At 72.5% G+C, this 20,323-nt stretch carries 21 protein-coding genes; 3 read left to right on the forward strand and 18 right to left on the reverse strand.

The annotated features are described in order from the left end of the window. Positions 1-58 precede the first annotated feature (58 nt). From ACIPEP_RS10055 to ACIPEP_RS10075, 5 genes are all read right to left on the reverse strand, one after another. Entirely contained in the window at positions 59-868 is an 810-nt protein-coding gene (locus ACIPEP_RS10055; RefSeq protein WP_402717164.1) for a sugar phosphate isomerase/epimerase family protein, read from the reverse strand. Between the two features lie 64 nt (positions 869-932). Then, complete coding sequence (locus ACIPEP_RS10060) at positions 933-1,313, reverse strand: type II toxin-antitoxin system death-on-curing family toxin (RefSeq protein ID WP_309778827.1); 381 nt, start codon at positions 1,311-1,313, stop codon at positions 933-935. Then, positions 1,310-1,513, reverse strand: coding sequence for a ribbon-helix-helix protein, CopG family (locus ACIPEP_RS10065; protein WP_305739221.1), 204 nt, complete (start codon positions 1,511-1,513; stop codon positions 1,310-1,312). The genes ACIPEP_RS10060 and ACIPEP_RS10065 overlap by 4 nt, the downstream gene beginning before the upstream one ends. 44 nt (positions 1,514-1,557) lie before the next feature. Further along, complete coding sequence (locus ACIPEP_RS10070) at positions 1,558-2,250, reverse strand: response regulator transcription factor (protein WP_071303144.1); 693 nt, start codon at positions 2,248-2,250, stop codon at positions 1,558-1,560. Further along, positions 2,247-3,578 (reverse strand): sensor histidine kinase, encoded by a 1,332-nt coding sequence (locus tag ACIPEP_RS10075; RefSeq protein ID WP_402717165.1) that lies wholly within the window; start codon positions 3,576-3,578, stop codon positions 2,247-2,249. The genes ACIPEP_RS10070 and ACIPEP_RS10075 overlap by 4 nt, the downstream gene beginning before the upstream one ends. A 214-nt stretch (positions 3,579-3,792) precedes the next feature. Between ACIPEP_RS10075 and ACIPEP_RS10080 the strand changes: the two genes are divergently transcribed. Next, positions 3,793-4,032 carry a hypothetical protein gene (locus tag ACIPEP_RS10080; RefSeq protein WP_402717166.1) on the forward strand — a complete coding sequence of 80 codons (240 nt, stop codon included), beginning with the start codon at positions 3,793-3,795 and terminating at the stop codon, positions 4,030-4,032. On the opposite strand, the gene ACIPEP_RS10085 is transcribed toward ACIPEP_RS10080, so the two are convergent. Then, entirely contained in the window at positions 4,019-4,558 is a 540-nt protein-coding gene (locus tag ACIPEP_RS10085; protein WP_309887868.1) for a gluconokinase, read from the reverse strand. The two genes, ACIPEP_RS10080 and ACIPEP_RS10085, sit on opposite strands and share 14 nt — an antisense overlap. A gap of 111 nt (positions 4,559-4,669) precedes the next feature. Here ACIPEP_RS10085 and gndA point away from each other — a divergent pair, with 111 nt between their 5' ends. After that, positions 4,670-6,127 (forward strand): NADP-dependent phosphogluconate dehydrogenase, encoded by a 1,458-nt coding sequence (gndA, locus tag ACIPEP_RS10090; protein WP_402717167.1) that lies wholly within the window; start codon positions 4,670-4,672, stop codon positions 6,125-6,127. A gap of 77 nt (positions 6,128-6,204) precedes the next feature. On the opposite strand, the gene ACIPEP_RS10095 is transcribed toward gndA, so the two are convergent. Further along, positions 6,205-6,831 (reverse strand): hypothetical protein, encoded by a 627-nt coding sequence (locus ACIPEP_RS10095; RefSeq protein WP_402717168.1) that lies wholly within the window; start codon positions 6,829-6,831, stop codon positions 6,205-6,207. Positions 6,832-7,073: 242 nt separating this feature from the next. Here ACIPEP_RS10095 and ACIPEP_RS10100 point away from each other — a divergent pair, with 242 nt between their 5' ends. Further along, positions 7,074-8,657, forward strand: coding sequence for a molybdopterin-dependent oxidoreductase (locus ACIPEP_RS10100; RefSeq protein WP_402717169.1), 1,584 nt, complete (start codon positions 7,074-7,076; stop codon positions 8,655-8,657). Positions 8,658-8,739: 82 nt separating this feature from the next. Here ACIPEP_RS10100 and ACIPEP_RS10105 read toward each other — a convergent pair whose 3' ends face one another. The 11 genes from ACIPEP_RS10105 to ACIPEP_RS10155 form a co-directional block, all read right to left on the reverse strand. After that, complete coding sequence (locus ACIPEP_RS10105) at positions 8,740-9,519, reverse strand: putative protein N(5)-glutamine methyltransferase (protein WP_402717170.1); 780 nt, start codon at positions 9,517-9,519, stop codon at positions 8,740-8,742. Beyond that, a complete protein-coding gene (locus tag ACIPEP_RS10110) occupies positions 9,516-10,493 on the reverse strand; it encodes a ribose-phosphate diphosphokinase (RefSeq protein ID WP_022907051.1) in 978 nt (325 codons plus the stop codon). The genes ACIPEP_RS10105 and ACIPEP_RS10110 overlap by 4 nt, the downstream gene beginning before the upstream one ends. A gap of 54 nt (positions 10,494-10,547) precedes the next feature. Next, entirely contained in the window at positions 10,548-11,981 is a 1,434-nt protein-coding gene (gene glmU / locus ACIPEP_RS10115; RefSeq protein WP_402717171.1) for a bifunctional UDP-N-acetylglucosamine diphosphorylase/glucosamine-1-phosphate N-acetyltransferase GlmU, read from the reverse strand. 125 nt (positions 11,982-12,106) lie between these two features. Next, positions 12,107-12,616, reverse strand: a complete 510-nt coding sequence (locus tag ACIPEP_RS10120) for a hypothetical protein (protein WP_402717172.1) — start codon at positions 12,614-12,616, stop codon at positions 12,107-12,109. A 49-nt stretch (positions 12,617-12,665) separates the two neighbouring features. After that, positions 12,666-13,163 (reverse strand): hypothetical protein, encoded by a 498-nt coding sequence (locus ACIPEP_RS10125; RefSeq protein ID WP_402717173.1) that lies wholly within the window; start codon positions 13,161-13,163, stop codon positions 12,666-12,668. After that, positions 13,160-15,034, reverse strand: a complete 1,875-nt coding sequence (locus tag ACIPEP_RS10130) for an alpha/beta hydrolase (RefSeq protein WP_402717174.1) — start codon at positions 15,032-15,034, stop codon at positions 13,160-13,162. The genes ACIPEP_RS10125 and ACIPEP_RS10130 overlap by 4 nt, the downstream gene beginning before the upstream one ends. Beyond that, a complete protein-coding gene (locus ACIPEP_RS10135) occupies positions 15,031-15,324 on the reverse strand; it encodes a hypothetical protein (protein WP_070416800.1) in 294 nt (97 codons plus the stop codon). The genes ACIPEP_RS10130 and ACIPEP_RS10135 overlap by 4 nt, the downstream gene beginning before the upstream one ends. 68 nt (positions 15,325-15,392) lie before the next feature. Beyond that, on the reverse strand, positions 15,393-16,769 hold the full coding sequence (locus tag ACIPEP_RS10140; RefSeq protein WP_402717175.1) for an MFS transporter: 1,377 nt from the start codon (positions 16,767-16,769) through the stop codon (positions 15,393-15,395). A 142-nt stretch (positions 16,770-16,911) separates the two neighbouring features. Beyond that, a complete protein-coding gene (locus ACIPEP_RS10145; protein ID WP_402717176.1) occupies positions 16,912-17,949 on the reverse strand; it encodes an NAD(P)-dependent alcohol dehydrogenase in 1,038 nt (345 codons plus the stop codon). After that, positions 17,946-19,220: an ROK family protein gene (locus ACIPEP_RS10150; protein WP_402717177.1), complete on the reverse strand. Its 1,275-nt coding sequence runs from the start codon at positions 19,218-19,220 to the stop codon at positions 17,946-17,948. The genes ACIPEP_RS10145 and ACIPEP_RS10150 overlap by 4 nt, the downstream gene beginning before the upstream one ends. Before the next feature lie 41 nt (positions 19,221-19,261). Then, positions 19,262-20,311: a sugar phosphate isomerase/epimerase family protein gene (locus tag ACIPEP_RS10155; RefSeq protein WP_402717178.1), complete on the reverse strand. Its 1,050-nt coding sequence runs from the start codon at positions 20,309-20,311 to the stop codon at positions 19,262-19,264. Between the last annotated feature and the right edge of the window lie 12 nt (positions 20,312-20,323).

The following is a 20,323-nucleotide window of genomic DNA, read 5'->3' on the forward strand; positions in this document are numbered from 1 at the left end:
CGGTGCGACGCTCGCGGCGCCGCACACAGCACGGAACCTCGCACCGTGCGGATCTGCGTCACACGAGTTCGGCACCCGATCGTCGGAGGAGGTCGAGGGACCGCCGGATCTCGGCCTCGGCCGCGTCCGGAGTCGGGGACCAGTTGCACTCGAGTGAGACCGAGCCGCGGTAGCCGCCGTCGTGCGCGGCCGCGAGGAAGTCGCGCCAGACGTCGTCCCCGCCCTCGGCACCGAGCGGGCGACGGTCGCGATCGCTGACGTGCACGTGGCCGATGCGGGCGCCGTGCTCCCGGAGGACGTCGAGCGACTCCCCCTCGTTCCGGATGTGGAACAGGTCGGCGACGACGTCCACCCCGTCGACGGCCGTGTCGTCCAGGAACCGGACGGCCTCGGCGACGGAGTGCAGGACGTTCGTCTCCGAGCGGCTCAGCGGTTCGAGCGCGATGCGGAGGCCGTTCGCCGCGGCGGTGTCCCGTGCCGTGCGGAGCACCTCGGCGAAGCGGCGGTGCGCCTCGGCCGCGGGCATGCCGTCGGGTGCCGTGCGGGCGGTCCCCGAGCCGAACACGATCTTCGCGCCCGGCTCGGCGACGGAGTGGACGATCGGGAGGACGGCCTCGAAGTAGTCCCGGACCGCGTCGGGGTCGGCGGTCAGCAGCGGGAGGTCACCGGGGACGAGGATCGCGAAGGACGGGAAGCGGTCGCCGGCGTAGCCGTCGTCGAGCACCCAGCCGCCGCCGTGGCCGCCGCCGCCGTTCGTCCGGATCGCCAGGTTGTCGGCGATCGTCGGCTCGACGTGGTCGGCGCCCGCGCGACGGACGGCCTCGGTCAGTGCTGCTCCGGCGACGACGCCGAATCCGGTGAACGACATGGGGTCCATGCAACTCGTGGTGCGGCGGTCCGGCAGTCGTTGCCGTCCGTTGCCACGGGTCCGGTCAGTCGGCGGACTCGACGAGCTCGGAGAGCGCTCGGGCGATCTCGGGCACTGCGTCGAGGCGCCCCTCCGCGATGGCGACGATGAACTCGTACGCCTGGTCGTTCGTCGCGGTCAGCCGCCGTCCGTTCACGCTGAGGAAGACGACGAGGAGCATGAGCCCGACGCGCTTGTTGCCGTCGACGAGGGCGTGGTTCCGCACCGCCGAGTGTACGAGCGCCGCGGCCTTCTCGACGATGGTCGGGTAGGCATCAGCACCGCCGACCGATGTCGCCGGCCGCGCGACGGCGGCTTCGAGCAACCCGACATCGCGGAGGAGGAATCCGTCGCCGAGCGTCCGACGAGCGATGTGCAGCGCTTCGTCGGTGGTGAGGTGGATCACCGACCGAGCCGTTCCAGCGCCTCGGCGTACCGCGGGAGTTCGCGGTCGAGGATGCTGTCGATCAGGTCGCTCCGGCTGTGGTGCTCGATGTACTCACGGATCGCGGCCCGGGCGATCTCCTGCATCGAGCGCTCTTCGAGATCGGCGCGCTTCCGCAGCGCGCTCGCTTCGTCGTCGTCGAGTCGGAGCGTCATGGCCATGCGGTTGATGGTATCACTCGTGATACCTGCAGCGAGGAGGCTGGTCACGGGCGCCAGCCCGGGGTCACGAGGCCGGTCTCGTAGGCGAAGACGACGAGCTGGGCGCGGTCGCGGGCGCCGAGCTTGATCATCGCCCGGGAGACGTGGGTCTTCGTGGTCATCGGGCTGACGAAGAGGTGCTGGGCGATCTCGGCGTTCGTCATGCCGACGGCGACGAGCTGCATGACCTGACGCTCGCGGTCGGTCAGGACGCCCAGCTCCGGCGCGAGGGACGACGGCTTCGCGTGGGTGGCGTACGCCTCGACCAGGGAACGGGTCGCCCGGGGCGAGAGCAGGGACTCCCCCGCGACGACGGTCCGGATCGCCCGGAGGAGTTCGGCCGGTTCGGTGTCCTTCACGAGGAATCCGGCAGCCCCACCGCGGATCGCCTCGAACACGTAGTCGTCTTCCTCGAACGTGGTGAGGATGACCACGTGCACGCCCCCGAGTTCGGGGTCGGCCGAGATCCGTTGCGTCGCCGCGAGCCCGTCGGTGCCCGGCATCCGGATGTCCATGAGGACGACGTCGGGGCGTTCCCGCCGTGCGACGTCCACCGCGGCGTCGCCGTCACCCGCCTCGCCGACGACGGTCATGCCGGGTTCGGCGTCGACGAGTGCACGGAGTCCGGCGCGGACGAGCACCTGGTCGTCGACGAGGAGCACGCGGATCGGGTCCGGGGCGATGCTGTCCGTGGTCATCGGGCGTCCTCGGGGTCGGTGCCGACCACCGGGAGGCGCGCTGCCACCCGCCAGCCGCCGTCGGTCGTCGGTCCGGCGGACAGGGTGCCGTCGACGGCGTTCGCACGTTCGCGCATCCCGATGATCCCGTTGCCGGTCGGGGCGAGCGGCTCGGTGGAGCCGATGTCGGCCACCCGCGGCTGGGACGGGCGGTCGGCGACGACGAGGTCCACGACGTCCGGGCCGATCGAGATCGTCACGTCGGCTCGGTGTCCGGGGGCGTGCTTCATGACGTTGGTCACCGACTCTTGCACGATGCGGAACGCGTTCCGGTCCGTGATGCCGTGCACCGCCGAACGGTCGCCGTCGACGGCCAGGGTGACGTCGACGCCTGCGGCACGCGCTCGTTCCACCAGGTCGGCGACGCGGTCGAGGCCGGCGGTCGGGGCGCGCTCGGACCCCTCGCGGTCGGGCGCTCCGTAGGGCGCTCCGTCGGGCGCTCCGTCGGGCGCTCCGTCGACCGAGCGCAGCACGCCGAGGATCGTGCGGAGTTCGACGAGGGCCTCGCGGCTGGAGTCGCGGATGTTCGCGAGGGAGTCCCGCGTCTGGTCCGGGAGGTCGGCGCCGAGGTGGAGGGCGACCCCTGCCTGGAGGTTGATGAGGGACATGCTGTGGGCGACCGAGTCGTGGAGCTCGCGGGCGATCCGCACCCGCTCGTCGGCGGCACGACGCCGGTCGGCCTCGGCGCGCTGACGACGGCGTTCCGCGACCCGTTCGAGCCGGACCCGGACGAGTTCGGACACGGCGATCGTCACGGTGACCCAGGCGATGCAGAGCAGCACGGCGCTGAGGTCGAGCACGGACGAGCGGCCGAGGACGGCGTCGGCGGTCGGGAGCACGACGACGGCGAGCGCCGCCGAGGCGACGACCCACCAGCGGTGTCCGCGGAGCCAGGCGTTGGCGAGCGCCATCGTCAGCGCGGCGACGAACGGCCCGCGCGGACTCACGACGAGGGCGTACCCGATCGTGGTCGCGAGGGTCAGGAGCAGCACCGACCGTGGCCACCGCCAGCGCCACGGGAGCACCACGACGCCGGCCACGAGGAACCCGATCGCGAGCGGGCCGAGGTGCACCGGGTCGACCGCACCGGTGAACGCGTGCCGGGCCCAGGGTGGGCCGGCCGAGCCCGTCCCGACACCGGGTCCGACCAGCACGCGCGATGCGAGCAGCGTCCCGACGATCTGCAGGAACGCCACCGGCAGGACCCGACCGACCCGGGCGAAGCGACGGCGCCCGACCCAGCGGGTGCCGTCGCTCGCCGGGTCGGCGAGGGTCGGGGTGGTGTCCATGGCTCGAGCCTAGGGTCGGCTGCCGCCCGCGGCATCGGGCGTGCGCACGACCTGTGGACTACTCCCGCGGGAGTAGTCGGCTGTGGAGGAGGACGTGCACTACGACTGCGGGAGCAGGCGGAAGTGGGGCTGCGGGACGGACGCGCGTCGCGCCTCCTGGGCCGAGTCTTGGACGGTCGTGACAGCGACGCCGAACCGACCACAGGAGGTCACCATGCTCACCACCATCGCCGCCACCGCGCCCTACTGGCACGGCGGCGGGTTCCCGTTCCTCGTCTTCCCCGCGTTCTTCTTCGTCGCGTTCCTCGTCGTGTTCCTCGTGTTCGGCGTGCTCCGACGCGGCAGCTGGCGGGCGCGGCCGGACGCCCGCTCGGTGCTCGCAGACCGGTTCGCCCGCGGCGACATCGACGCCGAGGAGTACCGGTCGCGGCTGTCCGAGCTCAGCCGGAAGTGACCGAGAGCGCGGAGAGGATCGCCGTCACCGTCTCGTCGACCGAGCCCTCGATCGACACGGTGACGGCGGCCTCGTCCGGCTGCGGTCGCTCGAGCGTCGCGAACTGCGAGTCGAGCAAGGAGCTCGGCATGTACTCGTGGTGACGGTGCGCCTGGCGGTCGGCGATCAGGTCGTGCGAGCCGTCGAGGAAGGCGATCACGAGGGTCGGCGCCGAGGCGCGGAGACGGTCGCGGTAGACACGCTTGAGCGCCGAGTTCGCCATCACGCAGCGGTGGCCGGAGTCCTCGACCTCGGCGATCCGCGCGGCGCAGGCGTCGAGCCAGGGCCAGCGGTCATCGTCCGTGAGCGGGATCCCCTGCCGCATCTTCTCCTTGTTCGCGGCGGGGTGCAGGTCGTCCGCGTCCACGAAGACCGTGGGCTGCCCCTCGGCGGCGAGGGCGTCGGCGAGGGCCTGCCCGATCGTCGACTTGCCGGAACCGGAGACCCCCATCACGAGCAGGGGCGGGAGGACAGCGCGCTCGGTCATTGCTCCACCGTATTGGGCCGGTGAACAGTCGTCCCCAGTTGCCGTAACACCCGGGCGGTCCCAGGCTGCGGACCGTAGGTTGGTGCCGAACGTCAGGACGAAGGAGACCTCGTGGCAGAGAACAACGGACAGGCGAACATCGGCGTGGTCGGTCTGGCGGTGATGGGTTCGAACCTCGCTCGGAACCTCGCCTCGCGGGAGGGCAACACCGTCGCGGTCTACAACCGCACGTACGCCCGCACCGAGGAACTGCTGAACGAGCACGCGGACGCCGGCTTCATCGCGTCCGAGTCGATCGACGACTTCGTGGCCTCGCTGTCCAAGCCCCGCACGGCCATCATCATGGTGCAGGCGGGCAAGGGCACCGACGCGGTCATCGAGCAGCTCGCGGAACGGTTCGAGGAAGGCGACATCATCGTCGACGGCGGCAACGCCAACTTCCACGACACCATCCGCCGCGAGCACGACCTGCGCGACAAGGGTCTCAACTTCGTCGGGACCGGCATCTCCGGCGGTGAAGAGGGTGCCCTGAAGGGTCCGTCGATCATGCCCGGCGGTTCGAAGGAGGCATGGGAAACCCTCGGCCCGATCCTCAAGTCGATCGCCGCCGTCGCCGAGGGCGAGCCGTGCGTGACCCACATCGGCACCGACGGTGCCGGCCACTTCGTGAAGATGGTGCACAACGGCATCGAGTACGCCGACATGCAGCTCATCGCCGAGTCGTACGACCTGCTCCGCCGCGTCGGCGGGCTGTCCGTCGAGGACCTGGTCAAGGTGTTCGACGAGTGGAACGGCGGCGACCTCGAGTCCTACCTGATCGAGATCACCGTCGAGGTCCTGAAGCAGCAGGACGCCGACACGGGCAAGGCCCTCGTCGACGTCATCCGCGACGAGGCCGGGTCGAAGGGCACCGGCGTGTGGACCGTGCAGAACGCGGTCGGTCTCGGCATCCCCGTCTCCGGCATCGGCGAAGCGGTGTTCGCCCGCGCGGTGTCGTCCAAGCCGGTCCAGCGCGCTGCGGTGCAGAAGGCCTTCCCCGACCGTCCCGCCATCGCCGAGGTCCCGGACGGGTTCGAGGACGACGTCCGCGCGGCGCTCTACGCGTCGAAGGTCGTCGCGTACGCGCAGGGCTTCGACCTCATCATCGCTGGGGCCAAGGAGTACGGCTGGGACATCGACCTCGGCAACATCGCGAAGATCTGGCGTGGCGGCTGCATCATCCGCGCGCAGTTCCTCAACCGCATCGTCGAGGCGTACGACAAGAACCCCTCGCTCGAGTCGCTGCTGGTGGACCCGTACTTCGCGAACGCCGTGCAGGAGGGCGAGGCCGCGTGGCGTCGCATCGTCGGCATCGCGGCGGCGTCGGGCATCCCGGCGCCGGGGTTCTCGTCCGCGCTGTCGTACTTCGACTCGCTCGCCTCCGACCGCCTGCCCGCCGCGCTCATCCAGGGGCAGCGGGACTTCTTCGGCGCGCACACCTACCAGCGCATCGACAAGGACGGCACCTTCCACACGCTCTGGTCGGACGACGACCGGCGTGAGGTCGAACAGGAACCGTCGACCCACTAGGCAGCGGCGACGACCGCACCACGAGAGGGCCTCGCCGATCGGCGGGGCCCTCCGGTGTTCCCCGCCACGCGTACGCGCTACGCGACGATGCGTTCGCGCGCGAGGTCGGCCACGAGCCGCTCCAGCCGTGGGCCCCGGCCCAGCATCCGCCGCGAGCCCGGCGCCGCACGGACGAAGAACGTCGCCACCGCTGTCGTGTCGTCGGGTCGGACGTAGTGCATGGCGATCGCCCACGAACGCCCGTCGCCGTGCACGTCCTCGAGGCCGACGTGCACCATCCGGCTCCACCGGATCACGAGCAGCCGGGTCGCACGACGTTCCTCGAGTTCCCACAGCGAGGCCTCGGTCGCACCGAAGGCCCACGTCACCCGGTGCCCGAGCGCGACGTCCGGCCGGACGGACTCCACCGATGCCCGGAGCTCCGGGGTCGGTGCCGCCGGGACGAGCCACACCGTCGGGTCGATCCGGCGGATCGCGATGGCCAGGGCTTCGTCCTCGTGGCGCCGTCGGAGCGACCAGCCCCGCAGCACGGCACCGGCGATCACGAGGAGGCCGACACCGATCACGGCGACCTCGGCGATGCCGAAGAAGGTCAGGTCGGCGTCGGGCGTGGTGGACACCACGATGATGCGTGCCGTGAGCAGGGCCGCCCACACGCCGACGATGATCCAGCGCAGGACCAGGAGACGTCGTGCCTGCGACATCGGGTGGCGGTCCCGTCGCCGGGCGCGACCGAAGCGCGGGACACGGTCGGGACGCCTCAGCACCCCTCGATCCTCGCATGCTCCACCCGCGACCGGCTGGCCGGCACCGGTGAACGCCCGACGAACCGGCGGCCCCGCTCATGCGGGGTACGGGTCGTCCACGGGCGCGGACACCGCCGGCTCCGTCCACCGCATGCACGACTGTCAGCACACACGCGGCACGGTCGACCTACGCTCGGCCCGTGACCACTGACCTCGCGCCCGCCCCCGTGGCGGTCTCGCGCCCCCGCCTGCTCGCGGCCGCGACGGGCATCGTCGCCGCGCTCGCGTTCTTCGCCGCCGCGGAACTCGGTGCCCTCGTCCTCGGTGGTGCCGGCAGCCCCCTCGTCGCGGTCGGTTCGGCGGTCATCGACCTCGCACCCCCGGGCGCGAAGGACCTCATGGTCACGCTGTTCGGCACCGGCGACAAGGTCGCGCTGTTCGTGCTCATGGCGGTCATCGTCGCCGTGGTCAGCGCCGGGGCGGGCATCCTCGAACGCGCCCGCCCGCCGTTCGGGGCCCTGGTCTTCGCCGTGGGCGGTGTCCTCTCACTCCTGGCCGTCACCACCCGTTCCGGCAGCGGCACGCTGGACGGGGCTCCGTCCGTGCTCGGGGTCGCCGCGGCCGTCATCGTGCTCCGGCTGCTCACCGCCAGGCTCCGCCGGTGGGAGTCGGCAGCCGCCGTGCCCTCCGCCGCACCCAGACCCGCCTCTGCGGAACGTCGCGCCTTCCTGGTCTGGGGTGTGACGGCGGCGGCCGTCGCGGTCGTGGTGGGCGGCGCCTCCCGCCTGGGCACCGCCGCCGCGCAGGCGACCGCTGCCGCACGCCGGGCCGTCCGGCTGCCGGCCCCGGCGACCACCGCACCCGCGGTCCCGGCCGGGGCGTCGCTCGACGTCGAGGGCATCACGCCCTACGTCACCCCGAACAGCGACTTCTACCGGATCGACACCGCGCTGCGGGTGCCGTCGGTCGACACCGCCGACTGGAAGCTCCGCATCCACGGAGCCGTCGACCACGAGGTCGAGCTCACGTGGGACGACCTGCTCGCCCTCCCGCTCGAGGAACACCACGCGACGCTGAGCTGCGTCTCGAACGAGGTGGGCGGGGACCTCATCGGCACCGCACTCTGGCTCGGCTACCCGATCCGGAAGCTGCTCGAGCGCGCCGGGCCCCACGCGAGCGCCGACATGGTGCTGTCGCGCAGCATCGACGGGTTCACGGCGGGCACGCCCCTCGACGTCCTGCAGGACGACGGCACGGCCGCGCTGCTCGCCGTGGGGATGAACGGCGAGCCGCTGCCGCCGGAGCACGGGTTCCCGGTGCGCATGGTGGTCCCGGGGCTCTTCGGCTACGTGTCCGCGACGAAGTGGGTCACCGAGCTCGAGGTCACGCGGTTCGCCGACGCCCAGGGCTACTGGACGCCGCGCGGCTGGTCGGAACGCGGTCCGGTCAAGCTGGAGTCGCGCATCGACACCCCGCGTGCGGGCGCGACGGTCGACGCCGGTTCGACGGTGGCGATCGCCGGGGTCGCGTGGCAGCCGCACACCGGGGTGAAGGGTGTGCAGGTCCGGGTCGGGGACGGCGCGTGGGAAGAGGCGACCCTCGCGGACTCCGTCTCGGCCGACACGTGGCGGCAGTGGGTCTACCGGTGGACGCCGACGAAGGGGTCGCACCGCATCCAGGTCCGCGCAGTGAGCGCCGACGGTGAAGTGCAGACGAGCGTCGAGCGGCCCCCGGCTCCGAACGGGGCGTCGGGATGGCACACGGTCGAGGTCCGCGCGGCCTGAGACGGGGTGGACCGTCCGCCGTCACGGACAGGAGGCGCGGCGCGCCTCGACGACGCGGGTCACCTCGACGACGCGGATCGTCTCAGGCGGGACGCGTCGCCACGACACAGGTCCCGTCGACCTCGTCGTCGGACTCGACGGCCACCGCGAGGCCCGCAGTCTCGAAGACGGCCGCCGATGTCGGCGCCTGCGCAGCCGACACCTCGATCACGACCGCACCCCCGGGTCGGAGCCACTCCCCCGCCCCCGACGCGATCCGCCGGTGCAGGTCGAGCCCGTCCGCCCCGCCGTCGAGGGCCACCCGGTGCTCGTGGTCGCGAGCCTCCGACGGCATCATCGGGATGGACCCCGTCGGCACGTAGGGCGCGTTCACGGCGATGACGTCGACGAGCCCGCGGAACCGGTCGGGCAGCGGCGCGAAGAGGTCCCCGGCGACGACGATCCCGCGGTCGCCGATGTTCTCCGCAGCGACGTCGACCGCCGCCGGATCGATGTCCGCCGCGACGAGGTCGAGGGCACCGACACGACCGAGGAGCGCGACCGAGATCGCCCCGGCACCGCAGCAGAGGTCCACGACACGGTCGTAGCGGTGCAACCGGCGTGCGGCCTGCTCCACGACGACGGTGGTGCGGGCCCGGGGCACGAAGACGCCCGGCGTCACGCGGAGGCGGTGCCCGTCGAACGCCGCCCAGCCGAGCACGTACTCGAGCGGTTCGCCGCCGAGCCGCCGCTGCACGAGCGCCCGCAAACGAACCGCGTCACCGTCGCCGGCCTCGAGCAGGAGGTCCGCCTCGTCCTCGGCGAAGACGCTGCCCGCGGCCCGGAGCCGGGCCGCGAGCGCGTCGCGCACGGGTGCGGTCAAGCGGCGCCGTCGAACATCGAGGTGACCGACCCGTCGTCGAAGACCTCGTGGATGGCGCGTGCGATGAGCGGTGCGATCGGCAGGACCTCGAGGCGGTCCCAGCGCTTGTCCTCCGGCAGCGGCAGGGTGTCGGTGACGACGACCCGGTCGATGAACTCGCTCTGGAGCAGCTCCGTCGCGGGGTCGGAGAACACCGCGTGCGTCGCCGCGACGACCACGCCGGTGGCACCGGCGGCCTTGAGCGCCTCCGCTGCCTTGGCGATGGTGCGGCCGGTGTCGATCAGGTCGTCGACGAGCAGGCACACGCGACCCGAGACGTCCCCGACGATCTCGTGCACGGACACCTGGTTCGGCACGAGCGGGTCGCGGCGCTTGTGGATGATGGCGAGCGGCGCGCCGAGCTTCTCCGACCAGATGTCGGCGACGCGCACGCGGCCCATGTCCGGCGAGACGACCGTCAGCGTCGACGGGTCGAGGGTCTGCTGGAAGCGCTCGAGCAGGACCGGCATGGCGAACAGGTGGTCGACCGGGCCGTCGAAGAAGCCCTGGATCTGTGCGGCGTGCAGGTCGACGCTCATGATGCGGTGCGCACCAGCGGCCTTGAACAGGTCGGCGACGAGTCGCGCCGAGATCGGCTCGCGACCACGGCCCTTCTTGTCCTGCCGCGCGTACGGGTAGAACGGCGCGACGACGGTGATGCGCTTCGCCGACGCACGCTTCAGGGCGTCGACCATGATGAGCTGCTCCATGAGCCACTCGTTGATCGGCGCGGTGTGGGACTGGATGACGAACGCGTCACAGCCGCGGACCGACTCGTCGAAGCGGGCGTAGAGCTCCCCGTTCGCGAAGGTCCGTGCATCGGTCGGGACGAGGTCCACGCCGAGTTCCTCGGCGATCTCGGCCGAGAGCGCCGGGTGTGCTCGCCCTGAGACGAGGACGAGTCGTTTCTGGCCGGTCGTTTTGATTCCGGACAAGTGCGGTGCTCACTCCCTGACCCCGCGGGGCCGTGTTGATCGGCCCGAGAGCCGTCAGATCTGTTCGCCGTTCGCGCGCCGAGCGGCCTCGGCAGCCGGCGAACCGGGTCGGTGTTCCTCGACCCATCCGTCGGTGTTGCGCTGTGGGGCGTAGCTGATCGCCAGCGACCCGGCAGGGACGTCCTTGCGGACGGTCGTACCCGCGCCGGTGTACGCTCCGTCACCAATCCTAACCGGGGCGACGAACACGTTGTGCGACCCTGTACGGACGTTCGAGCCGACCTCGGTCCGGTGCTTGTGCACCCCGTCGTAGTTCGCCGTGATCGTGTTCGCGCCGATGTTCGAGTCCTCGCCCACCTCGGCGTCGCCGATGTACGACAGGTGCGGCACCTTGCTGCCCCGGCCGATCGTCGCGTTCTTCGTCTCGACGAAGGTGCCGATCTTGCCTCCGTCGCCGAGGATCGTGCCCGGTCGCAGGTAGGCGAACGGTCCGACGGAGGCGCCGTCACCGATCACCGCGAGGGTCGCGTCGACGCGGTTCACCACGGCGCCGACGCCGACCTCGGTGTCCCGCAGGGTGGTGTCCGGCCCGACGACCGCGCCCGAGGCGATCGCGGTGGCGCCGATGAGCTGGGTGCCCGGGAGGACCTCGGCGTCGGGTTCGATCGAGACGTCGAGGTCGATCCACGTCGTCGCCGGGTCCTGCACCGTGACGCCGGCGAGCTGGTGCCGACGGACGATGCGCGCGTTCAGCACCCGCGCGGCGTCGGAGAGTTGTGCCCGGTCGTTGATGCCGGCGACCAGCCACGGGTCGGTCAGCGTGACGACGTCGATGCGCGCGCCCCGCGCCCCGATGAGTGCCGGCGCGTCGGTGATGTACTTCTCGCCCTGCGCGTTCGCCGTGGTGAGCGACGGCAGGACCGCACGGAGGTGCGTGACGTCGAAGGCGTAGATGCCCGCGTTGGCCTCGGTGATCGTCAGCTGCTCGGCGGTCGCGTCCTTGTGCTCGACGACCCCGACGAACGCCCCGTCGGCGTCGCGGACGATGCGGCCGAGGCCGGTCGGGTCCGGTGCGATCGCGCTCACGAAGGTGGCGCCGTTGCCGCCGCCGACGTGAGCGTCCACGAGTGCTCGGAGCGACACCGCGTCGAGCAGCGGCACGTCGCCGGACAGCACGACGACGGCGCCGTCGAAGTCCGCCGGCAGCGCCTGCACCGCGACCTCGACCGCACGGCCGGTGCCGGGGACGTCGTCCTGGTCGACCACGATGGCGTCGGGGGCACGCTCGGTGACCTCGGCCGCGACGAGCTCCCGTTCGTGCCGCACGACGACGGCGACGTGCTCGGGCTCGAGGGACGACGCCGTCCGGAGCACGTGCGCGATGAGCGGCAGCCCGGCGAGGCGGTGCAGGACCTTCGGGGTGGACGACTTCATGCGCGTGCCCTGCCCGGCGGCGAGGACGACGACGGCGATGCGCTGGTCGGTCATGGCTCCATCCTGGCGCACGCTCGCTGCGGAGTCCGGCGGAACCGCGCCAGGGGCGCAACCGTGCGCGGAACCGCAGCCGGCGGGCGGGCCTGCACCGCGCCTCCGGGCACCGCCCGACGGGAGGCTCAGCCGAGGTCCGCCGCGTCACCCGTGCCGCAGTGTGAGACCGCGGCGAGCGAACTGCGCGTGGTCGCCGCCCCGAACTGGATGCGTTCGACGTCACCACCGGCCCCCTTGACGACGAACTGTCGACTGCCGTCGTTGAGCGAGGACTCCGAGTACTGGACGGTCAGCCCGGCCGCAGCCCACGACCGGCCGACGGTCTGCACCGCGGCCTGCGGATCGGGCAGACCCGCACCGATGCGGGTGAGGTTGTCGAGCGCTCCGGAGGTGCCGTCACCGAGTCGACACTCCTGGGCGTAGGCGTTCTCCTGTGCGTCATCCCACAGGACGCCCGAGGTCCGCATGGTCGAAGCGACGTACGCGGATTCGAGATCGCGCTGGTGCTGGACGGTCGGTGTGCTCGGTGTGCTCTGCACCGGGGTGCCGCCGGTCGGCGGAGCGGAACACGCGGCGAGCGTCAGTGTCAGGGCGAGCAGGGTCCCCGCTGCCGCGCCTCGGGCGCGTCCGCTCACCGTCTCGGTGCCGTCGGATGTCGGAGGAGTCCGGCTGCGAGGCGCGCGGTCAGCCGAGGTCCGCCGCGTTCCCGGTGCCGCACTTCGACACGCCGCTCATGGTGGTCTTGGTCGTCGCCGCGCCGAACTGGATGCGCTCGACGGCGCCGCCGCCGCCGTTCACCAGGTACCGCTTCGCACCCGACGTCATCTCGTCCGTCGAGTACTCCACCTTCAGTCCGTCCGCCACCCAGGCCGTGCCCACCGCCTTCGTCACGGCCTCCGGGTCATCGACGCCCGCACCGGTCCGGACGATGTTGTAGAGCGCGCCCGCCGAGCCGTCCGCGAGGACGCAGTCCTGCGCGTACTCGTCGGACTGGTCCGCGTCCCAGTCGACCCCCGAACGGCGCATCGTCTCCTCGACGTAGTCTGCCGCCTGTCGGCGCTGGTGCTCTGCGGTCGGTGCAGCCTGCACGGTGTCCTCCTTGGTCGGGGTGCCCGCCGCGCAGCCCGCGAGCAGGATCGCGGCGAGCAGCACCATCCCGATCGTCGTCGATCGTCTGATCACAGTGACGGTCCCATCATGTTGTCGAGCAGGGTCTTGTCATGATCGCTCAACCCGGCGTCGTCAGCGGGCGTCATGCCGACCCCGTCGTGCATCGTGGCCCTCGCGACGTTGTTCAGGGACTCGGTTCCGAGGTTGAAGTAGCCGGTCCCCCCGCCGTAGCCGATCGGGTCGTGCATCGTGACCCCGGCGCCCTCCGACGGGTCCCCACCGTTCGTCCCGAAGGTCGTGGCGCCGAACGACGAGTCCATCGGGTCCGCACGACCGCTGCCGAGCCGGCCGAGCCACGCGTACTGGTCGCGTGGGTTGTCGTTCGGGTCCGCCGTCGGCAGCCCGGACGTCCCCTGTCCGGCGTAGACGTGGTCGGCGTCGATCCCCTTCGCACCACCGACGTCCCCTTCGATGCCGGCGGAGGCGACGGCCACGAAGTTGTCGACGTGCACGCCCGTGCCGTGCAGCGCGTCGGCGCCGGTCGTCGTGCCGTACGAGTGTCCGACGACGTTGAGTGTGGGATGGTCGGTCCGCGCTGCCTGGAAGCCCGACAGGTCGTCCGCGAGGCGGGTCGCACCCGCTCGCGCCGCGTCGCCGTGGAGCACGCCCCAGGAAGCCGGCGGGGCCGGGGGTGCTTCGTAGTTCATCCAGGCCACGACAGCGTGCGAGGTGCCCGAGTCGTCGAGGTCTTCCTGCGCCCGCCAGAGGTTCTGCGCCCCGGTCGTCCACCCCGAGGTGTCCTTCGTGGTGGTCCCCATCCCGGGCACCATGTACGTCACGTTCTCCGCGGTGTCCACGTCACCGACCGCCACCGCAGCGAGCGGCGGCTGGTGGTCGGTGGCGAGGGTGAGCAGCGCGCGACCGGGCTTCGCCGTCGACGCCAGGGTCTTCTCGATGTTCCGGTACGCGTCGAGGTTCGCCTGCGCCGCCTCGATCGACTGGTCCGCCGCCTGCGACGCCGGCCACCCGAGCCCCACGCGCCGGTCCTTCGCGTCCGCGAGGTCTTGCTCGGCCTGGGCCACGGCCGACACGAGCGTCGTCCGGTTCGCCCGGTCCCGCGCCCAGGCAGGCAGCCCCGCGAGGTTGCCGACGACCGCGGGCAGCGATGCGATGAGCGCGTCCTGGGCGGCGCTGTGCTCGGCGCCGGTCGTGTCCTTCCCACCGCCCAGGGTCTTCCAGAGCGCGGCGACCTCGTCGGGCGACATGTCGGCGATGCGGTCGGCGAGGTTGCGGTCGAGCATCAGGAGCGCGCCGAGCTCGGTCGGCGACAGGCTCGCGAGCATCGACGCGAGGTCCTCGTCGGATGCGCCGACACCACGTCCCTCGATGCTGCCGAGGCGTCCGAGCGTCTCCGGGCCGGTGATCACCCGGAGCAGCGCCTGGTCGGCCGTCGTGCGGTCCTGCACGAGCTGCTCCCACTGGGCGTCGAGCGCTGCGGACCGGTCGCCGGCGTCGGCGATCGCCCGCTCCGCGTTCGCGAGGCTCGTGGCGTCCGCCTCGGTCGCGTCGTCGGCCTTCGCGGCGGAGCGGAGGGTCGGCAGCGTGAGCTGCTGTCCGGCGAGCTCGGCCGCGACGGTCCCGCGCTGCAGGCGGATCGCGTCCGCGTCGTCCTTGATGCGCTGGACGTCCTTCGCGTACTGGTCGAAGGCGTCCCCGGCGGCGTCGAAGAGCGCCACGAGGCCGGACGCGCTCGGCCGCATCTCGTCGAGCAGCGCCGCGAAGCGGGTCTGCGCGTCGCCCTTCCACGTCGGCGACGCGGTGACGTCGGACGCCGAGGCGATCTTCGCCAGGGCGTCCTGCACGGCGTCGGCCCGGTCGTGCCAGTGCTTCCCCAGGGCGGTGATGCCGGCGGGGTCGCCGACGTCCGGCTCTTCGCCGCTCACTTGCCGTCCGCCTGCTTCGCGAGGGCGGCTTCCTGCGCGTCGACCTGCGCACCGAGGTCGTGCGGGAAGGTCGCGGCCTGCTCGAGGGCCGCGTCGACGGCGTCGATCATGCCCTGGTGGGCGAGCGAGAGGCCGGCGGTGCGGCTGACCACCTCGGTCACGCCGAGGCAACCGGTGTCGAGGCCCGTGAACCGGGCGGTGTCCGCACCGAGTGCGGTCCGGGCGTCGGTCAGCGCGGTCGCGACCGCCGCGAGCGTCTCGGACTCGATCCGCAGTTCTGCGGCCCCCATGTGTTCCCCCCGTCGTTCCCCCGTGGACGTCGGAGACGATAGCACCACGGTCTCCGACACGCTCGGACTCAGCGCCCGCCCACCGGCTCCCGCTTGACGAACGCCATGAGCACCAGCCCCGCCACCAGCACCACGACGACCCCGAGGATCCCGTACCGCGTCGACCCGCCGACCGTCACCGCCACCCCGAACAGCGCCGGCGCGAGGAACGACGCCGCGCGCCCGGTCGTGGCGTAGAGGCCGAAGAGCTCGCCCTCGCGGCCGGGCGTCGCCAACCGCGCCAGGTACGCCCGCGAGGACGACTGGACCGGCCCGACGAACAGCGCCAGCGTCAGGCCGAGGACCCAGAAGCCCGCGGTGACGTTCCCCACCGCGAACACGCCGATCCCGCACACCGCGAGCCCGACGAGCGACACCGTGATGATCGCGCGTGAACCGAACCGGTCGTCGAGCCTGCCGGACAGGAACGTGGCGATGCCCGCGACGATGTTGGCCGCGATGGCGAAGAGGATCACCTGCGACGGGCTGAAGCCGAACACCTGCGCGGCGACGATCCCGCCGAAGGTGAACACGGCGCCGACGCCGTCGCGGAACACCGCGCTCGCCAGCAGGAACGCCAGGACGTTCCGGCGCTCGCGCCAGAGTCGGGCGATGTCCCTGCCGAGGTCCCGGTACGCCCCGAGCAGGGTGCCGGCGCGCGAACGGTCCGGCGCGGCCTCGGGGACGGTGACGAACAGCGGGATCGAGCTCACGGCGAGCCACACGGCGGCGATGCCGATCGCGACGCGGACGTCCCACTGCCCCGAGGCCACGGTCGCGGGCAGTTGCAGGAGTCCCGCGACGTCGCCCCCGCCGAAGTCCTGGATGCAGAGCACGAGCAGGACGACGAGCAGCACGATGCCGCCGAAGTACCCGGCCGCCCAGCCGATCGCCGAGACGCGTCCGGTCTGCTCCCCCGACGCGACCTGTCCGAGCATCGCGTTGTAGCCGACGCTCGCGATCTCGTAGGCGACGGTCCCGATGCCGAGCAGGGCCGCACCGAGCAGCAGGTACGGCTGGCTCGGCGCGACGAACACCATGCCGCCGATCGAGAGCGCGATGCCGATCGTGGCGATGAGCACCGACCGGCGCCGGTGCCCGGACGTGTCCGCCAGGCGTCCGACCGCCGGGGCGACGAGCGCGACGACGATGCCGGCGATCGTCAGTGCCGTCGAGACGACGGCCGCGTTGTGCGCGAGCTCCCGCTCGACGAGCGCCTTCCCGGCGGCGGACGTGTCGGCGACGAGCGCCGGGTCGACGAACGCGCGGCTCGCCAGGTACGTGCTGAAGACGAAGGTCGTCACGACCGCGTTGAACGCCGCGGATCCCCAGTCCCACATGGCCCAGGACACGAGGGCGCGGCGGTCGGTGCGCTGCGGCACGGCAGCCGCGGGTGAAGCCGTCATGCGCGAACCGTAGCGCGTCCGGGTGTCGCGGCGGTGGCCCCAGTGGGGGCGTGCCGACGCGGGTCGCGTGCCCTGGTGGCGACTCCAGGACGGACGGGAGGGACGGTGCGGGCCCGCCCCGTCCCTCCCGTCCGTCGTCCGGTCACGTCGCGGACGGCACGCCGCCCGGGTAGACGACCGACTTGAGCGACTCGGGGTCGGTGTCGCTCTCGAGGGCCTCGCGGACGTCGTCGAGGCCGAAGCGACCCGTGACCAGCGAGTCCAGGTCCACCTGCCCCGACGCGACGAGCTCGATCGCGACCGGCCACGTGCCGGTGTACCGGAAGATCCCGGTGATGGTGACCTCGAGGTTCTGGATGTGCTCGACCGGCAGCGTCATCTCGGAGTTGCCGAGCCCGACGAGGACGGCGGCCCCGGCCGGTCCCACGGCCTTGATGCCGTCGGAGACGGCCCGCGGTGCACCACTGGCGTCGATGAAGGCGTCGAACGGCGGCAGGTCGGACGCCACGGAGACCACGGTGGGGTCGACGGTCTCGGTCGCGCCGAAGGAGAGCGCACGCTCGCGGCGCTCCGGGACGAGGTCGCTGATGACGATCCGCGAGGCGCCGAACGCCCTCGCGGCCTGCGCGCAGATGATGCCGATCGGACCGGCCCCGGCGATGAGCACGCTCGACCCGGGGACGATCCCGGCCTTGCGGACCGCGGCGATGCCGACGGAGAGGGGTTCGAGCAGGGCTCCGGCCTCGAACGACACCGAGTCGGGCAGCGTGTGCGCGAACTCGGACTCGATCGTGACGAACTCGGCGAACGCCCCGTCCACCGGCGGCGTCGCGTAGAAGCGCATGTGCGGGCAGAGGTTGTACCGCCCGGCGAGGCACTGGGCGCAGCGGTGGCACGGTCGCTGCGGCTCGATCGCCACGCGTTCCCCGACGCGGGACGGGTCGACGCCCTCGCCGACCGCGGTGATCGTGCCGGAGAGCTCGTGGCCGAGCACGAGGGGCTCCTCGACGACGAAGTCCCCGATCCGGCCGTGCCGGTAGTAGTGCACGTCGGAGCCGCACACGCCGACCGCGGCGACCCGGACGAGGACGTCGCCGGGGTCGACGGCGGGGACGGGACGGTCCTCGACGGTGAGGTCCTGGGTGCCGAGCAGCACGCTGACGCGCTGGGTGGAGGTCATGCGGTTCTCGCTTCCTCGGCCGCGTCGTCGCGGCCGGACGGATGGATGGTCGTGGGGGTGGGTGTGGCTGTGGCCGGCACTGCGTCGGTGATCCGGTCCGGGTCGCGCAGCAGGGCGCCGAACGCGATCTCAGCGGCCCCGTGCACGAGCACGTCGGACCCGAGCGCGGCCGGCACGATGCGGAGCCGGTCGGCGGTCCCGGTCATCGACTGCGCTCGGACGTCGTCGAGGATCCGGTCGCCGACGTGGTCGAGCAGCACGCCGAGGAAGCCGCCGAGCACGACGACCGACGGGTTCACGGTGTGGATCGCGTTGCGGAGGGCCGTGGCGAGGGCGGCCACCTGGCGGTCCACGACCCGTTCGACCTCGGGTCGGCCCTCGGCGAGCGCCGCGGCGAGGGCGACCAGGTCGTCCGGAGCGGTCCCGGCCGCGGTCGCCAGGGCGTCACGGGAGGCCTCGGTCTCGAGGCAGCCGACGGCACCGCAGTGACACCGGATGCCGTTCGCCGCGACGAAGGTGTGTCCGAGCTCGCCCGCGTACCCGTCGGCACCGCTCAGCGGTCGGCCGGCCGTGATGACCCCGCCGCCGATGCCGCTCGCGCCGCCGTTGAGGTACACGAGGTCGTCGACGCCCCGGCCGCTGCCGGCGAGCCGTTCCGCCCAGGCGCCGACGTTGGCGTCGTTCGCGGCCCGCACCGGCAGTCCGGTCCGTTCGGCGAGGGGCCCGGCGAAGGGTGCGTCGTGCCAGCCGAGGTGCGGTGCGTACTGGACGGTCCCGTCCTCCACCCGGACCGTCCCGGGCACGGCGACCCCGATCCCGACGAGCCGGAGCGTCGCGGTGCCGGCCGACCCCGGACGGATCCGGTCGAGCAGCCCGGCGACGGTCTCGACCGCTTCGCCGGGCGTGGGCGGACGGTGCTGCGGTTCGACGAGGCGGCTCCGCACCGTGCCGTCGAGCCCGACGAGGGCGACCGAGACGGCGTCGACCTCGACCGTGACCGCGGCGGCCACGACGTCCGGCGCGGCCCGGACGACCGGACTCGGCCGCCCGACGCCGGTCCCCGGTGCACCGGCTGCGGGGAGGTCCTCGTGGAGGAGGCCGCGGTCGACGAGTTCGCCGACGAGCGCGAGGGTCGTCGAGCGGTTCAGGCCGGTGCGCCGGGTGATCTCGGCGCGGGTGATCGGCCCCTCCTCGTGGACGAGCCGGAGGACGCGCGCCGCGTTGCCCGGCGCGGGCGCAGGCGCAGGCGTCGCGGCGGTCGTGCTCGTCATCGGTCCCTCGTCGTGGTCGGTGGGCGGGTGGTGGCGGCGCGCTACCGCGACCGCGAGAACGCCGCGTCGAACGCGGCCTCGGGCGGCGCGATCGTGCCCAGCTTCCGGACGAACGCCAGTGCCTCCGGCCCGCCGACGAGCCGGTCCATGCCGGCGTCCTCCCACTCGACGCTCGTCGGTCCGGTGTAGCCGATGTGGTTCAGCACGCGGAACACCCGCTCCCACGGCACGTCCCCGTGCCCGGCGGTGACGAAGTCCCACCCGCGCCGGGGGTCGCCCCACGGCAGGTGCGACGACAGTCGTCCGTTGCGCCCGTCGAGCTGCTTCACCGACTCCTTGCAGTGCACGTGGTACACCCGGTCGGCGAAGTCGAGCAGGAACGCGGCGGGGTCGAGGTCCTGCCAGACGAAGTGCGACGGGTCGAAGTTGAACCCGAACGCGGGGCGGTCGGCGAACACTTCGAGCGTCCGCTTCGCCGTCCAGTAGTCGTAGGCGATCTCGGAGGGGTGCACCTCGAGCGCGAAGCGGACGCCGACCTCCTCGAACACGTCGAGGATCGGCGACCACCGGTCGTGGAAGTCCTGGTACCCGGCGTCGATCATCGACGCGGGCACGGGTGGGAAGCCCGCGACGGTCTTCCAGATCGAGGATCCGGAGAACCCGGTGACGGTGTCGACCCCGAGCGCCGCGGCGGCACGCGCGGTCCACTGCAGTTCCTCGGCGGCACGCTGCCGGACGCCCTCGGGGTCGCCGTCGCCCCACACGTGCGGCGCGAGGATGTCCTCGTGCCGCTGGTCGATCGGGTCGTCGCACACGGCCTGGCCGGTGAGGTGGTTCGCGATCGTCCAGACCTGCAGCCCGTTGCGCTCCAGGATCGCCGTGCGGTCCGCGACGTACGCCGGGTCCGTCGCGGCGCGGCGGACGTCGAGGTGGTCGCCCCAGCAGGCGATCTCGAGGCCGTCGTACCCCCACTCGCCGGCGAGACGTGCGACCTCCTCGAAGGGCAGGTCGGCCCACTGGCCGGTGAAGAGGGTGACCGGCCTGGAGGCGCGGGTCGTTGCCGCCTCGTCGGTTCCGTCCGTCGTCGTCATCGTCGTCGTCCT

This window comes from Curtobacterium sp. NPDC087082, assembly GCF_044745045.1.
Taxonomy (GTDB): Bacteria; Actinomycetota; Actinomycetes; order Actinomycetales; family Microbacteriaceae; genus Curtobacterium.